Source organism: Protofrankia symbiont of Coriaria ruscifolia, assembly GCF_900634745.1.
Lineage (GTDB): Bacteria > Actinomycetota > Actinomycetes > Frankiales > Frankiaceae > Protofrankia > Protofrankia californiensis.
Window position 1 is genome coordinate 2,207 of the sequence record NZ_CAAAFR010000060.1, and the last position, 13,455, is coordinate 15,661.

Annotated in this window: 18 protein-coding genes and 1 pseudogene; 10 read left to right on the top strand and 9 right to left on the bottom strand. The window is 68.0% G+C overall.

The annotated features are described in order from the left end of the window. The first annotated feature begins 145 nt into the window (after positions 1–145). The 3 genes from CV1CTNOD_RS25545 to CV1CTNOD_RS09025 all read left to right on the top strand — a co-directional run bounded on the left by CV1CTNOD_RS25545 (position 146) and on the right by CV1CTNOD_RS09025 (position 1,300). The gene (locus CV1CTNOD_RS25545; protein WP_207386284.1) at positions 146–478 is read left to right on the top strand and encodes a hypothetical protein; all 333 of its coding nucleotides are present in this window, start codon (positions 146–148) and stop codon (positions 476–478) included. A gap of 52 nt (positions 479–530) precedes the next feature. After that, on the top strand, positions 531–767 hold the full coding sequence (locus CV1CTNOD_RS25550) for a zeta toxin family protein (RefSeq protein ID WP_207386285.1): 237 nt from the start codon (positions 531–533) through the stop codon (positions 765–767). 203 nt (positions 768–970) lie between these two features. After that, positions 971–1,300, top strand: a complete 330-nt coding sequence (locus CV1CTNOD_RS09025; protein ID WP_131785692.1) for a hypothetical protein — start codon at positions 971–973, stop codon at positions 1,298–1,300. Positions 1,301–1,522: 222 nt separating this feature from the next. Here the strand turns inward: CV1CTNOD_RS09025 and CV1CTNOD_RS09030 are convergent, their stop codons facing one another. Next, entirely contained in the window at positions 1,523–1,795 is a 273-nt protein-coding gene (locus tag CV1CTNOD_RS09030; protein WP_131785693.1) for a hypothetical protein, read from the bottom strand. On the opposite strand from CV1CTNOD_RS09030, the gene CV1CTNOD_RS09035 reads away from it, so the two are divergent. Both CV1CTNOD_RS09035 and rox read left to right on the top strand, forming a co-directional pair. Then, positions 1,789–2,301, top strand: coding sequence for a recombinase family protein (locus CV1CTNOD_RS09035; protein ID WP_207386286.1), 513 nt, complete (start codon positions 1,789–1,791; stop codon positions 2,299–2,301). The genes CV1CTNOD_RS09030 and CV1CTNOD_RS09035 overlap by 7 nt on opposite strands. Before the next feature lie 164 nt (positions 2,302–2,465). After that, positions 2,466–3,893, top strand: a complete 1,428-nt coding sequence (gene rox / locus CV1CTNOD_RS09040) for a rifampin monooxygenase (protein ID WP_131785694.1) — start codon at positions 2,466–2,468, stop codon at positions 3,891–3,893. Positions 3,894–4,088: 195 nt separating this feature from the next. Here rox and CV1CTNOD_RS09045 read toward each other — a convergent pair whose 3' ends face one another. Continuing rightward, on the bottom strand, positions 4,089–5,189 hold the full coding sequence (locus tag CV1CTNOD_RS09045; RefSeq protein WP_131785695.1) for a nucleotidyltransferase family protein: 1,101 nt from the start codon (positions 5,187–5,189) through the stop codon (positions 4,089–4,091). Positions 5,190–5,254: 65 nt separating this feature from the next. On the opposite strand from CV1CTNOD_RS09045, the gene CV1CTNOD_RS09050 reads away from it, so the two are divergent. After that, complete coding sequence (locus CV1CTNOD_RS09050; RefSeq protein WP_242606531.1) at positions 5,255–5,593, top strand: hypothetical protein; 339 nt, start codon at positions 5,255–5,257, stop codon at positions 5,591–5,593. Positions 5,594–5,699: 106 nt separating this feature from the next. Here the strand turns inward: CV1CTNOD_RS09050 and CV1CTNOD_RS09055 are convergent, their stop codons facing one another. The 6 genes from CV1CTNOD_RS09055 to CV1CTNOD_RS09080 form a co-directional block, all read right to left on the bottom strand. Then, complete coding sequence (locus CV1CTNOD_RS09055; RefSeq protein WP_131785697.1) at positions 5,700–6,188, bottom strand: beta-class carbonic anhydrase; 489 nt, start codon at positions 6,186–6,188, stop codon at positions 5,700–5,702. Between the two features lie 65 nt (positions 6,189–6,253). Beyond that, a complete protein-coding gene (locus tag CV1CTNOD_RS09060; protein ID WP_131785698.1) occupies positions 6,254–7,279 on the bottom strand; it encodes an aromatic/alkene monooxygenase hydroxylase subunit beta in 1,026 nt (341 codons plus the stop codon). Between the two features lies 1 nt (position 7,280). Next, on the bottom strand, positions 7,281–7,586 hold the full coding sequence (locus CV1CTNOD_RS09065; RefSeq protein WP_131785699.1) for an MmoB/DmpM family protein: 306 nt from the start codon (positions 7,584–7,586) through the stop codon (positions 7,281–7,283). Beyond that, entirely contained in the window at positions 7,583–7,978 is a 396-nt protein-coding gene (locus CV1CTNOD_RS09070; protein WP_131785700.1) for a Rieske 2Fe-2S domain-containing protein, read from the bottom strand. The genes CV1CTNOD_RS09065 and CV1CTNOD_RS09070 overlap by 4 nt, the downstream gene beginning before the upstream one ends. Before the next feature lie 40 nt (positions 7,979–8,018). Beyond that, positions 8,019–8,267, bottom strand: a complete 249-nt coding sequence (locus CV1CTNOD_RS09075; protein WP_131785701.1) for a toluene-4-monooxygenase system B family protein — start codon at positions 8,265–8,267, stop codon at positions 8,019–8,021. A gap of 34 nt (positions 8,268–8,301) precedes the next feature. Continuing rightward, the gene (locus CV1CTNOD_RS09080) at positions 8,302–9,825 is read right to left on the bottom strand and encodes an aromatic/alkene/methane monooxygenase hydroxylase/oxygenase subunit alpha (RefSeq protein WP_131785702.1); all 1,524 of its coding nucleotides are present in this window, start codon (positions 9,823–9,825) and stop codon (positions 8,302–8,304) included. A gap of 282 nt (positions 9,826–10,107) precedes the next feature. Between CV1CTNOD_RS09080 and CV1CTNOD_RS09085 the strand changes: the two genes are divergently transcribed. From CV1CTNOD_RS09085 to CV1CTNOD_RS09100, 4 genes and pseudogenes are all read left to right on the top strand, one after another. After that, complete coding sequence (locus CV1CTNOD_RS09085; protein WP_131785703.1) at positions 10,108–10,761, top strand: MarR family winged helix-turn-helix transcriptional regulator; 654 nt, start codon at positions 10,108–10,110, stop codon at positions 10,759–10,761. Between the two features lie 172 nt (positions 10,762–10,933). Then, a pseudogene (locus CV1CTNOD_RS28185) lies at positions 10,934–11,149 on the top strand (plasmid pRiA4b ORF-3 family protein); the annotation flags it as partial. 97 nt (positions 11,150–11,246) lie between these two features. Beyond that, positions 11,247–11,783, top strand: a complete 537-nt coding sequence (locus tag CV1CTNOD_RS28190; RefSeq protein ID WP_242606532.1) for a hypothetical protein — start codon at positions 11,247–11,249, stop codon at positions 11,781–11,783. Positions 11,784–11,941: 158 nt separating this feature from the next. Continuing rightward, positions 11,942–12,736, top strand: a complete 795-nt coding sequence (locus CV1CTNOD_RS09100) for a hypothetical protein (RefSeq protein WP_131785704.1) — start codon at positions 11,942–11,944, stop codon at positions 12,734–12,736. A gap of 58 nt (positions 12,737–12,794) precedes the next feature. On the opposite strand, the gene CV1CTNOD_RS09105 is transcribed toward CV1CTNOD_RS09100, so the two are convergent. Continuing rightward, positions 12,795–13,229: a VOC family protein gene (locus CV1CTNOD_RS09105; protein WP_131785706.1), complete on the bottom strand. Its 435-nt coding sequence runs from the start codon at positions 13,227–13,229 to the stop codon at positions 12,795–12,797. Positions 13,230–13,455: the final 226 nt, after the last annotated feature.

The following is a 13,455-nucleotide window of genomic DNA, read 5'->3' on the forward strand; positions in this document are numbered from 1 at the left end:
ATACGAGATCACCGCCGCCGGGCAGGTGGCGCTTTCAACCCAGCTCGCGAGCTGGTCACGCATCGTCGAGGCAGGCAAGGCACGGTTGCGATGGACATGACCCGCTGCCTGCTCGCCTTGTATCCCCCAGCGCCGCCCCGAGGCGGTGCTGGTCTCCTGGGACAGCTGGCAGGCGCTGGCTGGCGCGCCAGTCGGGGTGCTGGCGACGTGGTCGCAGGAGGAGGCCATCGCCTATGAGGTTGCCGAGGATCTGCTCGGTTCGATGCTCGCCTGGGCGAACGCCCAGAGGTGGCGGGAGCTGGAGAAGCCCACCCCCGACCCCGCGGTGGTGGCGAGATGGCGGGAGCAAGCGGCCGACTACGCTCGGCAGCGCCGGGAACTCCCCGGAGACGACCCGGCCGCGGTCGCCCGAGCGATCCGCGAGTACGGGCCGGCCGTGCGACGGTTCTATGATGAGCCGGATGCCGGACAATCCTGATCAATACGTACTTTCTGACATACAGCACAAGGGGATCTTCCGGGATCTGATCGTGCCGAACGAGCTGGCGGGACCATCCCAGACCGCCCCGGTCGTGCTGCTGCTCGCTGGGCAGACCGGCGCTGGGAAGTCCCACACGAAGGCGGCACTGACCACGGCGCTGGGCCTGGACGAGGCTGTGGGGTTCGGCAGCGACACGCTGCGCAACTACCATCCGCAGTATCAGCGGTTGCTGCGCGAGGACGACCGGATAACCGCCTTCTACACCGACCGCGATGCTCGGAAGTGAGTCGATATGGCCCTCTCCGGCCGCGGCTGGAAGGACCTGCGCACGCCCGGATACGGCGCTGATCCACACGCCTGACCGTCCCCCGAAATCTCGGGATTGTCCAGGTCGGTAGCACGCGATGCGCCGGCCCTGTCGCGCTGAGAGTAGTCTTCCCGGTCTGGCCGACGTGGGGGAGTGGAGTCCACGGACGTGGTGTACGGGGTGTGATCGTCGACACCCACCGCGTCGGTCGTCTCGGCGGCTCCCCTGCTGGCCCCCGCCTCGCCGTCGCCGACCCCGGCGGACCCGCCGAGTCCCACGCCGACGTTGTCACCCACCGGCTCGCCGTCACCGACGGCTTCGGCTGCGGCTCCCACGAGCAAACCTCCCGCGTCACCATCTGCTACCCGGGCGCCGGTCCAGACCGCCGCGCCGCCACCGGCACCCGCACCAGCGCGGACGCAGGCCGCAGCGTCGTCGCCGAGCCGGTCGAACTGCAACCCTGCCTACCCGGGCGTCTGCCTGCGCGACGGGATCGGCGACTACGACTGTGAAGGCGGCACGGGCAACGGACCCCACTACGTGCGGGGCCCGCTGAAGGTTCTACCGCCGGACCCGTTCGGTCTGGACGGCAACCATGACGGGATCGGCTGCGAGAACAGCTGACCAAGATATGCAGGAAGCCCGCCAAGATCCGCGATGAGGCCAAAGAGCGGCCCGCCCCGGCGTCGTCCCCCACCGGCCCTCGCCCGGCCGCGTCCCGGTCGGGGACGAGTTCAGATGTCGCGCCGGGCCTCGCCGCCTCGGACTGTGATGAACCGTTCGGGCCGTATGGCGATGACGACGCGGACGCCGGCCTCGGTGATGGCGTATTCGTTGCCGTAGCGGCGCTGGAGGGACCGGTAGAACGTCGTGTCGGGGTCGCCGTCGATGCTGTCGACTGCGCCGCGGATTTCGAGAAACCGGTAGTGATCGTCCGGGTCGGCGATGGACAGGGCGACGCGTGGTTCGTGCTCGAGATTGACGAATTTCTGCCGGGGCGGTGTCACTCCCCGATCGTGGGACACGTCTGGACGCTCTGACCGCGACATGCGATCCCAGCGTGCGGTACTGCGACAATCTGGTCGCGGTCACCGGTTGGGAGGCGCTCGCGGACCACATGGGTGCGCTCGCCGCCGAATACCCCGGCCAACAGCTCGTGGCACACGACGTCGGCCTGGAGTTCCTCACCGGCGAACTCAAGGGCTCGCACGACCCCGCCGGCGTCGTGTTCACCGTGCTCGCGGCACTGTCCGGCATGGAACGCGAGTACATACGCGACCGCACCCTGGAAGGCCACGAGTCCGCGCGCAAGCGCGGCAAGAGCATCGGCGGCGCAGGCGTCACCGACGACGACATGCTCGCTATGGCCCTTCACCTGCGAGACCAGGAACTGAGCCTGCGTGACATCGCCTCGCGGCTGGTTATCACCAAGGGCGCGAAGAAGGGCCAACACCCGTCCCCCGCGACCATCATGCGGATGCTGCGGGAGCACTACGAGGCAACCGCGCCGTGACGCGAATACGCGATACCTTCGATCCGAAAGCTACTGGCAGGTACTTGTCGGTTGGTTCGCCGCTCGTTAACGGCACACCAACTCGGCGCGGAGGTGCGGGTGTGCGCGCCGCCGGACTGCGCGGCGCAGCCGGCCGAAATGCAACCTTGTTGAATGGGGGTTTCATGATTGACGTGATCGTTGCCGGCGGCGGACCGACCGGCTTGATGCTGGCCGGCGAGTTGCGGCTGCACGGCGTGCGCGCGCTCGTGCTGGAGAGGGAGGCGGCGCCGACCGGGCAGTCCCGCGCGCTGGGCCTGCACGTGCGCAGCGTCGAGGTGATGGACCAGCGCGGTCTGCTGGAGCGGTTCCTCGCGCTCGGCAAGCAGTTCGCGGTCGGCGGTTTCTTCGCCGGCATCGACAAGCCGTGGCCTGACCGGCTGGACACCGCACATTCGTACGTCCTCGCCATCCCGCAGAACATCACCGAGCGTCTGCTGACCGAGCACGCCACCGAGCTCGGCGCCGAGATCCGGCACGGCTGCGAACTGGTCGGGCTGAGCCAGGACGACCACGGGGTGACCGCCGAGCTGGCCGACGGCACGCGGCTGCGCTCGCGCTACCTCGTCGGCTGCGACGGCGGCCGCAGCACGGTGCGCGAACTGCTCGGCGTCGGCTTCCCCGGGGAGCCCGCCAGGGTCGAGACGCTGCTGGGCGAGGTGGAGGTGGCCGTGCCGCCGGAGACGCTGGCCGCCGTGGTGGCCGACGTCCGCAAGACCCATGTGCGGTTCGGCACCATGCCCCTCGGCGACGGGGTGTACCGCCTCATCGTGCCCGCCGACGGGGTGGCCGAGGACCGCACGGTCCCGCCGACCCTCGAGGAACTCAGGCAGCGGCTGCGGGATTTCGCCGGCACCGACTTCGGCGCGCACTCACCGCGCTGGCTCTCCCGTTTCGGCGACGCCACCCGGCTGGCCGAGCGCTACCGCACCGGCCGGGTGCTGCTGGCCGGTGACGCGGCGCATATCCACCCGCCGACCGGCGGGATGGGCCTCAACCTCGGCATCCAGGACGCGTTCAACCTCGGCTGGAAACTGGCCGCCGAGGTCAACGGCTGGGCACCGGAGGGGCTGCTGGACAGCTACCACACCGAACGGCACCCGGTGGCCGCCGCCGTGCTGGACAACACCCGCGCGCAGACCGAGCTGCTGTCCCCCGAGCCGGGCCCCCGGGCAGTGCGCCGGCTGGTGGCGGAACTGATGGACCTCGAGGACGTGAACCGGTACCTGATCGAGAAGATCACTGCGATCGGGGTCCGCTACGCCTTCGGCGAGGGGCATGAACTGCTCGGCCAGCGGATGCGGGACGTGGGGCTGAAGCGGGGGCGCCTCTACGAGCTGATGCACGGCGGCCGCGGGCTGCTGCTCGACCAGACCGGCCGGCTCTCGGTGGCGGGCTGGGCAGAGCGGGTCGACCACGTCGTCGACGTCAGCGAGGAACTGGACGTGCCCGCGGCGCTGCTGCGGCCGGACGGCCACGTGGCGTGGGTCGGTGAAGACCAGCAGGATCTGCTCAGCCAGCTGCCCACGTGGTTCGGCGCTGCCGTCAGCTGAGCGCGCAGTTGTGGCTCGAAAGGGCGGGACCTATCTCCGGCCGAGGTCGGCGCGGTCCGGTGCCGTACCCCGCCAGCTCGAAGCCCCCCGCGAAGTACGCCGACCCCATCAAGATCAACCTCATCGGGATTTCCTCATCCGTAGTGAAGGACGTTCCGAGGTAGCGGCTTCACAGCTGCTCGATGTAACGATGCCTCAATCGGGCTGTTGGTCCAGCGTGTTGGTTTGGTTCGGTGCGTTGGCGTCGCAGGTGTGCGATGGGTGGATAGGGGTGCTGAGTCGTCGCGCCTTGAAGGCGCTGATGTTGACGGCGCGGGCAATGTGGGGGGCGAGCCGAGCGATCTGCTGTGCGCGGTAGAGCATCAGCCGTAGGCGGGGGGGCCAGTCGGCAGGCGTCGATCGAGCTGCCTCGGGGCGGCGCATGTATGCCGCGATTTCCGCCTGGGTCGGGGTGAGCCAGCGACGTAGCAGCACCCGGCGGTGTGGCGCGGGGATCAGGTGCAGGAGCCTGGCGGCGCCGTACACGCCACCGGTGGGGTCTTCGCTGATCCGGAGCCGTTCGATGAACCGGATGCGGGATGACAGGCCGAGTAGGTCGGCGAGTGTGTCGGCCTTCGGTGAGGTGACCCGTAGCGCGGTTGTCAGGGGGGTCTCGGCCCCGATCAGTCGAGCCACGTCCAGCGCAGCGGCCCATACGGGGAGGGGGAAGACCGCGACGGCTCGTTCAAGGTCGCGCCGCGCTGTGTGTCCCTGTCTGGGGTTTTGGACGGCGTGGATGGCGAGGTGACAGGCGTGGGCGGGCACGTCAAGTGTTTCGACGGCGTGCCCGTGAAGGTCGAAGCCGACGAGGTGCGGTTGTAGCCGTGCCCATACCTGCGCGGGTGGGGCTGCCGTGAGTGGCAGCGTCCAGTGCAGGTCGACTATTTCGGCGCCTTCGCGGATGAAGGTCTGGGCGTGGGGCGCGGGATCGAGTTGGCGGAAGCCCTGGTTGAGGAGGAGCTGCGCGGCGTCGGCGAAGCGTGACGGGTCGACGAGCAGGTCGGTGTCGCGCCACATCCGTGGGAGGTCGGGGTAGAGGCGGTGTGCGGTCACCGGCCCCTTGAGCAGGACGGTGCGGATGCCTGCGTCGGTGAGGATGCCGATGACCGTGGCTGCCCTGTGGTTCAGCAGTAGGGCCCGTGCTACGGCTGCGATGCGCCGGGCTTCGTCCGGGTCGGGGTAGGCGCGAGGGGGCCGGCCGACCGGCGTCACCGCCGCCGCGGATGGCGCTGCGCCGACGCCACAGGGTTGCTGCACCGCCCATCGCCTCCCAGGCGCCCGGCCAGCTAGGCAACGGCACCACCACCGACAGCTCCGTGCCGGTGACGGTCTCCGGCCTGACCGGGGTCAGCGCCATCGCCGCCCGCGGGGACGGCGCCACCGGATATGCGCTACGGTCCGACGGCACCGCCTGGGCCTGGGGTTTCAACCACGACGGCGAGTTGGGCAACAACTCCACCATCAACAGCGCCGTACCAGTACCGGTCTCCACCACCACCGGGCTCACCGGGGTCAACGCCATCGCCGGCGGTGGACGCAGCGGATATGCGCTGCGCTCGGACGGCACCGCATGGGCCTGGGGTGACAACCTCTACGGCCAGCTCGGCAACAACAACACCCCCACCGACAGCCTGGTACCAGTACAAGTCAACGGGGCTTAACCGCTAAATTGCCGCCGCCCACCACCCGGACCATCCTCAGCGTCCAAAAAACGATCGTCAGCCAAACATGATCATATTCTGTTGATGGTCCGGACACGGCCGGACCTCATGCGACTTCGGTGAGCAGCCCGGTGGCGACGTCAAAGATGAAGCCGCGGACGGCGTCGGTATGCGGGATGAACGGGTTCGCCTTGATCCGCGCGATCGACTGGTGTACGTCCTCGGCCAGATCGGTGAACGACTCCGCGGCCCATTCCGGCTTGATCCCGGTCTCGTCCTGGATCGAGCGTTTGAAGGCGTCGTCGGTGAAGGTCAGCATGCCACAGTCGGTGTGGTGGATCAGGATGATCTCGTTGGTGCCGAGTAGGCGTTGGCTGATCGTGAGGGAGCGGATCTCGCCGGCGGTAACGACGCCGCCGGCGTTGCGGATGACGTGGGCCTCCCCCTCGCCGAGGCCGAGGATCGCGTAGACGTTGAGCCGTGCGTCCATGCAGGCGACGACGGCGATGTGCTTGGACGGCGGGAGCGGCAGCGGCCCGGTGAAGGTCTTCGCGTAGGCGGCGTTGTTGGCCAGGTAGCCGTCGGTGACTGACATCGGTCCTTCCATGGTGTTCGTCGGGTTCGCGCGCAGTCTTCGCGCGCACTCTGGGAACCGTGGAATCAGGCGGGTTCCGCTTCTCCGCTCCAGGAGGCGCGGAACGCCGCGGTGGTCGCGGCGACGGTGGCGGCGACCTCGGCCGGGGTGGCCGGGTTCGGGGCGTCGGTGAACAGGGCGGCGAGGCCGGCGACGGTCTTCTCGGTGCGGGGGCGCCAGGTGTCTTCCCAGGCGGCGATGACCAGTATGTTGTCTGGCTGTTGGGCGATGGCGTGGCGGGCCACCGCCGCGCTCCACGCCTGGCTGCGGGAGCTGTCGACGCCGGACTCGCGTAGCAGTTGGGCGGTGAGGCCGTCGCCGTTGGCGTCCGCGAGGTCGGCGAAGGCGGTTTTGAGTAGCGTGTCGAGCGCCGGTTTGACGACGAGGTTGAGCACGGTGAAGGCCTCGGCCCAGTCGTAGGCGAGCAGGAGCCGCTCCAGGGTCTCCCGGACGGGTTGCCAGGCCGGGTCGTCTTCCCAGAACCGGCGGGTGATCTTGCTGTCGGCGAGGTCTGCGCCGTGGACCAGCGACAGCGCCTTGGCCCGGTAGGCGACCCACTGCAGGGCGCGCAGCTCGTCGGCGGCCTGGAAGAACGCGGCGTTGGTGACGTAGGCGCTGGGTCCGAGCTGGCCGACGTACAGGCTGGTGATCTGCAGCACGTGGAACAGGTAACGGGCGGGCAGGTAGAGCCGCCCGAGCAGACCCACCCACGCCGGGTTCAGGCCGGCGTCTGCGTCGAGGGCCTCGAAGTGGTCGACGACGCCTTCGGCGTAGATTTCCCGGTCGTGCTGCAGGGCGATGTAGCGGCGGTAGTTGAGTTGAGCGGGGTCGCGGAACGCTTCCCAGTCGACGCCGCGTAGCGGCGAGCCTTCGCGGTAGCGCAGGTACCACCGGTTGATCGGGCTGTCGGGATCGAGGTCGAACGGGGCGGGTTGCCGTCCGAAGTGGTAATGGAAGCGGCCGGTGACGGTCTCGTACTCGTTCGGCTTGCGGCGGGCCCCGTCGAGCACGCTCCAGGTGCGCAGAGGCCTCACCGCGGGTGCGGTTGTCATCTCAGTCCTTCCGGTCCAGGTACCAGACGAGTTCGTCGTCGCCCACGTACCGCATCCGCCCGGCGAAGCCGACCAGGGCGGGTTCGAGGGTGGCGAGGGGGACGGGCCGGCCGGCCGCCTCCTGGAGGCTGGCGCGGGTCACCCGCAGGAAGCGCGGCGCGTGGATACGTATGTACCCGCCGCGGTCCTCGACCATCAGCGCCGCCTCGGGATTGTCCTTCTCTATCGCGGCCTGCAGCGCGTCGACGATGTCCGGGTCGAACCCGCGAACGACAGGACCTACCAGGCGGCTGGAGTCGTTGGTCATCGGAATCGTCCCCCCGCAGATGAGGCGGTCGCGCCGCCGCGGCATCGGTTGTAGTGACGTACACCGTCGGATGGGATCCCCACGAGGATCCGCTCACCCGCGGCGCGGACAGGGAAGCGGTAGAGCCGGCAGTCGCTCGGGTTGAGGCTCTCGCCGGTCGTCAGGTCGAACTCCCAGTGGTGCGCGGCGCAGGTGAGCACCCCGTCCTCGATGGCTCCGTCGACCAGCGGGAACTCGGAGTGCGGGCACGTGGCCTGGTACGCCCGCAGCACCCCGCCGGGCAGGTGCGCCACCAGGACCCGGTCGGGCCCCGCGATCACCTCCAGGACATCGCCTTCCCACAGCTCGTCCAAAGAGGCGACGTCAGTCCAGGCCACGGGCGTGCCAGTCATCGACGTGCTACCAGTCATCGAGGTGCTACCAGTCGAGGTGCTACTCATGGAAGAAGGCTTCGACGTGGTCGAGTGGGCCGACGCCGATCTCGCCGATGCGGGTCTCGGGGGCGAGCACCCGGCCGTTGTGGCGGACTCCCACCGGTGTGTCGCTGGCCGGCAGGCGCCGGCCCACCACGTGATGGGCGATCTTCCGGCCGACGACCTCGACGGTGTCGGCGTCGTCCACGACCACCAGCAGGGACACGAAGTCGTGCTCGAAGACCGCGCTCAGCGGCAGCAGTGCCATCAGGTCTCCTCGGAGTCTCGTGCCTGGCAGGGGCTCACCGCCGGGCCGCCCTGGCGCCGGCCTGGCCGGTCGCCGTGGCGAACGCCCAGGCGTAGCCGGTGGCGTCCTGGCCCTGCTCGGCCGGTGACAGTCCCATGTAGGCGAGCACGCCGCCGAGGTCGGGCGGGCTGATCGCGCCGGCAAGAAACCGGTCCACCAGCGACCGGTGTCCGGCGAACCGCTCCGGCCGCTGCGTGAAGATCCATTTGCAGGGCTCCGAGCAGAACAGGTAGCCACGGCCGTCATGGGTGTGGCGCAGCGGCGCGGCCGAGGCCAGCGCACCGGCCTGGACGCCGGCGGCGCGCACGATCGGCAGCTGACACAGGTTGCACACCAACGGCAGCGTCTCCGGGAACGTCGCCTCGACGTTCCCGGAGCGGATGTTGTCGCCGATGACGTCCCAGTATTTGCCGAACGTGCGGTTCCAGCCCGGGTACTTCTCCTCCAGCCACACCCGTTCGTCCGCCGAGACGCCGGCGTCCGGGTTCCACCAGACCGTCGGCCGCCAGTTCCACACTCCGAGGTGGATCGCGTGGTGGTACCAGGTGAGTTCGCTGACGAACTCCTCCCAGTACCACGGGTGTTCCAGGCCGAAGTCCCGGAACTGGTCGGAGAACTGCTTGATCACCCACTCCTCGATGAACTCCTTGAACGACATCGTCCGGTGCTCGAGCGGGGTGTAGTAGTCCATGGACAGACCGGTCAGCAGCGCGAACACCCGCCACGACCGCCAGAACATGTGATCGATGAGGAACTGGCCCCAGTCTTTCTGGCCGTTGTCGGCGAGGACCTTGATGGTCGGCTCACCCTGCTGGGCGTGGCGGGCCTCGTCCGTCTGGATGCTGGAGATCAGCGAGCCGAACTCGAGGTCACCCACCTTCATCGCGTCGGCCGCCATGCCGAGGAACTGCAGGTTCGTGAAACCGGTCTCGAGAGTGAAGGTGAGCTGCAGCGCGATCGACAGCGCGTCGTTCGCGACGAACATGTCGTCGAAAAGCTGCCGGACCGCGAGCACGATCCAGTTGTTCGTGTGAAACGACTTGAGCGCCCAGTCGGCCCGAGGCTCCTTCCCGATCAGCCCGTAGGGGAAGAACGCCTGGATCTGGCCATGTCGGACCTCGTCGAGGGTGCCGAAGGTCGCCGTGTTGCGCCACGCCGCCGCCCGCCCGAACCGGCCCATCCGCGCCTCACCGATGGAGGCGAGGTACTCCGGCATCGTGATCGCACCATAGTGCGCCAGGATCACCGACTTCCACCCCGGGTCGAGCTTCTCGAACAGCGCCGAGCGGGCGATCGCGTTCTTGACTGAGTACGTCGTGGTGTCCTTGGTCACCTGGTTGTGCACGTACTCCCGATAGGTGATCTTGTATGGTTCGTCCCAGGCCAGCCACCCCTCGGACGAGACCCGCCCGGTGCCCGACAGCTCCTCCGGGAAGACGTCCTGCTCGGACACGTAGCGGAACGACCAGTTGGTGTCGCGGGCCAGGTCGTACCAGTCACTGCGGGCAAGCTTCGGCATGCTCGTCTCCTCGGCGATCCCGATGAACGCACGCGACTGGACCCGGCCCGCCGGCGCTCATGCGCGGCGCGGCCAACCCAGCCCCGCGAGGTATATCGACAAATTCGATCGACAAGACGAACTATGACTGAAAACGGGGTCAGACGTCAAGGACTCCTAACCATCTGATCCAAGCGGATCCGATTGCTAAGGTCCACTCACAGGTCCGGGTATCCACCGTCACGACCTTGGCGACGGGACCGGTCACCGCGAACCCGGAAGAGTCACGGAGACAGGAGGCGTGTGAGGCCACCCGGCACCCCCGAGGAGCGCCACCCCGGACTCGACGCAAAGATCGTCGCCGCCCTCGACCGAATCGGCGAGGCGTTCCAGGTGCTCGCCCGCCGTGCGGCCGAGGCGCATGACCTGTCCCCAACCCAGCTGCGGGTCCTTGCCCGCCTCCACGCGGGACCACCCCCGGCGGCCCGAACCGGCGCGTTGGCCCGAGAGCTTGACGTGGCCGATCCCACCGTCAGCGACGCCGTGGCCGCCCTGCGCCGCAAGGGACTCGTAGACCGCCAGCAGGACCCCGACGACCGGCGCCACTACCGGCTATACCTGACCGCCGACGGCCAACGGATCTCACACGCAGTCTCCCGATGGACCGCCCCGGTCGAGGTGGCAACCTCCAGAATCGGGCGACCCGACGGCGAGCACCTGCTCGCGACCCTCCTCGACGTACTCGAACGCATGCATGCCGAGCACCTGATCAGCGTGACCCGTGCGTGCACCACCTGCCGGCATTTCGAACCCGCACCCCGCCGCAGCCGACCCGCAGTTCACCGCTGCGCTTTCTTCGACTACCGTCTCGGACCATCCGACATCCGCGTCGACTGCCCCGAACACGTCACCCAGGAAGAGTTCGCCCGCCACAACGGCGCCGCAGGGGGCCGGTGACGAGACCGGAAAAACTGTGGGAGGCTACGCTTCGAGCATGGTCGGTTATGCCTCGTAAGCAGGGCGGGTGCCGGCGGACGAAGTCCGCTTATGCAGCCGATGTACCGGTGCCGAACACGCGGGCCAGCCCTTGCGAACGAAGGACCACAGGATCCGGGACGGTAACGGGAATATGGTTTCCGTGACCGAGAATGTGCCCTCTGCGTTACCTGCGGTGTATCAACTGCGGGTGGTGCTGGCGGGGGTCAGCCCGCTGATCTGGCGCCGCCTGCTGGTCACCGATCACACCAGCATCGCCGAGCTGCATATGATCCTGCAGACCGTGTTCGGCTGGAGCGACACCCACCTGCACCGCTTCACGATTCACGGGGTGGACTACGGGCTCTGGCGACCGGGCAGCGCTACCCGGGGTCGCCGCCGCAGCCAAGGGCAATCACGGCGGCCGGCCGAAGGTCATCGACGACGACTCCCTTCTTCTCGCCCACGTGCTGAAGGACAAGGGCGTTCCCGTCCCCGAGATCGCGAAGAAGCTGACCATCAAGACCGGCAAGAACGCGGGCAAGTCCCCGTCGGTCGTCTCGCTGTACCGGGCGCTCGCCGAAGCCGACCAGCGCGACGTCGAGACGGAGGCGGAGATCATCGGCCCGCGCCGCCCCGTACGGGCGAGGATCACCGGGCCTGGCAGCGGCACTGACCCCGAGCTGATGGAACCGCTCGAACGGCAGGTCCTCGGACCGCAACCGTTCGAGGTGCGACACAGGCGCCACCCCGGCAGGGCCAGGGCTTCGGCCAAAACCGCCGGGCCGGAAGTGGTCGACCTGCGGATGGAGTCGTTGCACACCGAGTTCTTCGACGTCGGCGCGGTGATCTACTTTCTACGCAAAGTGATCTGGATGGTCCCGGACTTCACCATCGCCCGGTACCGGCCACAGCTCAAGGCCCTGCACGACAGTATTCAGGTCGACGACCCTTTTGTCGCGCACACAACGCGGTTCCTGATCAAAGCCCGCAAGCCCTTCTGAGACTGCGTCCACGGTCGGAATGCGGTGTCGGCACAGGTTTCCAAGAATCTTGGTGACGCATTCCTTACAGATACATCGGCTTCGCCGTCCGTGCGCTGTCCTCTCCGTGAGGACCATCGGGGATGGTGGTCGAATTTTGACGCCACGGGGGGCGGGCCATGCATCGGTCGTTCGGTCCTGGGAAAATGATCGTGTCGGCTCTCGTGCTGGCCCTGGTCCTCGTCGGCTGCGACCTGCAGGGCAAATACCACCCACCGCTTCTCCCGATCGAGTTCACGCTGTCCGGCGACGGGAGCATCACCGTCAATGCTTCACGGCAGATCGTGACCCCACTGGGGATTTTCTCCGTCGAGGCATCCGAGTCGAAAAAAGTTCAAGCTCCGGCGGACGGCGCCCTGCTCGTCGTCCGGCGGACGGTCCTCGGCAAGGCAAGGGACAGCCTGTACGGCATCCATATTGCGGATAAACTCCGCTTCTTGCTGGACGGTACGTCCGACATGACGACCGAGCAGAACGTCGTGACCCTGAACCTGGGAGGCGAGGTTCACGGTATCCGGATCCAGAATGTTCAGCAGGTGAAGTCCGCGCCGAAGTATGCGGCCAAGAAGGTCAAGAAACTGCCGCCCGCGCCGAAGACCGATCCTTCCGTGTCGGCGACGACCGGGCCATGCCAGTCGATATCCGCCACTCCGTCCAGAACTCCATCCAAGACGCCGTCCGCGGTACCGTCCAGGCTGCCGTCCGCGACGCCGCCGTCCAAGGCGCTGACCACGCCATCCACGCCTGCGCCGGACGCTTCCTCGACAACGCCCTGCGCATCGCCGGGGAGAACGCCGTCCGGGACACCGTCGGGAACCCGGTCACCAAAGGGGACACCATTCGCGACACCGTCGGGAACTCCGACCAGAACACCGTCGCGCAACCCGAGCCCGTCTCCGTTCGCATCCCCGTGACATCTATCCGGAGCCGCAGCAGACGTCTGCCGTCAAGCCGCCAGCCCAGAAGCACAAGTTATGGGTTGCTGAGGCCGGGGACGGTGATCGAACCGTCTGCCGCGAGCGGGAAACCGGGGTTATGCGCAATCTCCCAGGCGTGGCCGTCGAGGTCGGTGAAGACCCCCGCATAGCCGCCGTAGAACGTTTCGGCCGGAGGGCGGGTGACCGTGGCCCCCGCCCGTTCGGCAGCCGCGATGACGTCGTCGACCGCCGCCTTGGAGCGGACGTTGTGCGCGAGGGCGACGCCGCTGAAGCCACCTGTCTGCCCCTCGGTGATGCCGCAGTCGCGCGCGAGCTTGTCACGTCCCCAGAGGACCAGCACGATGCCGCCGGTCTGAAAGAACACGGTCTCCTCGACCTCCTGGCCCTGCCAGCCCAACCGTTCATAAAACGCCCGAGCGCGCCGTACGTCACCGACGCCCAGTGTGATCAAGCTGACCCGCTGCTCCATGACCGGAAGGTACTTCACTACATGATCAGGCGGAAGTTGGATGCTTACGGCCTACAGTCCTGGCGGATCGACGACAGCGGATTCGGTCAGCCGTGGGCCACGGGACGACCCTGCACCAGCCTTGCCTTCAACCACGACCAGTCGACCGTGATCATAGTTCCGGACACGAAATGACGTACCCGCCGCAACAGATCTGCGCTGCTTGCCCGACTCTCTAGTGTACTGC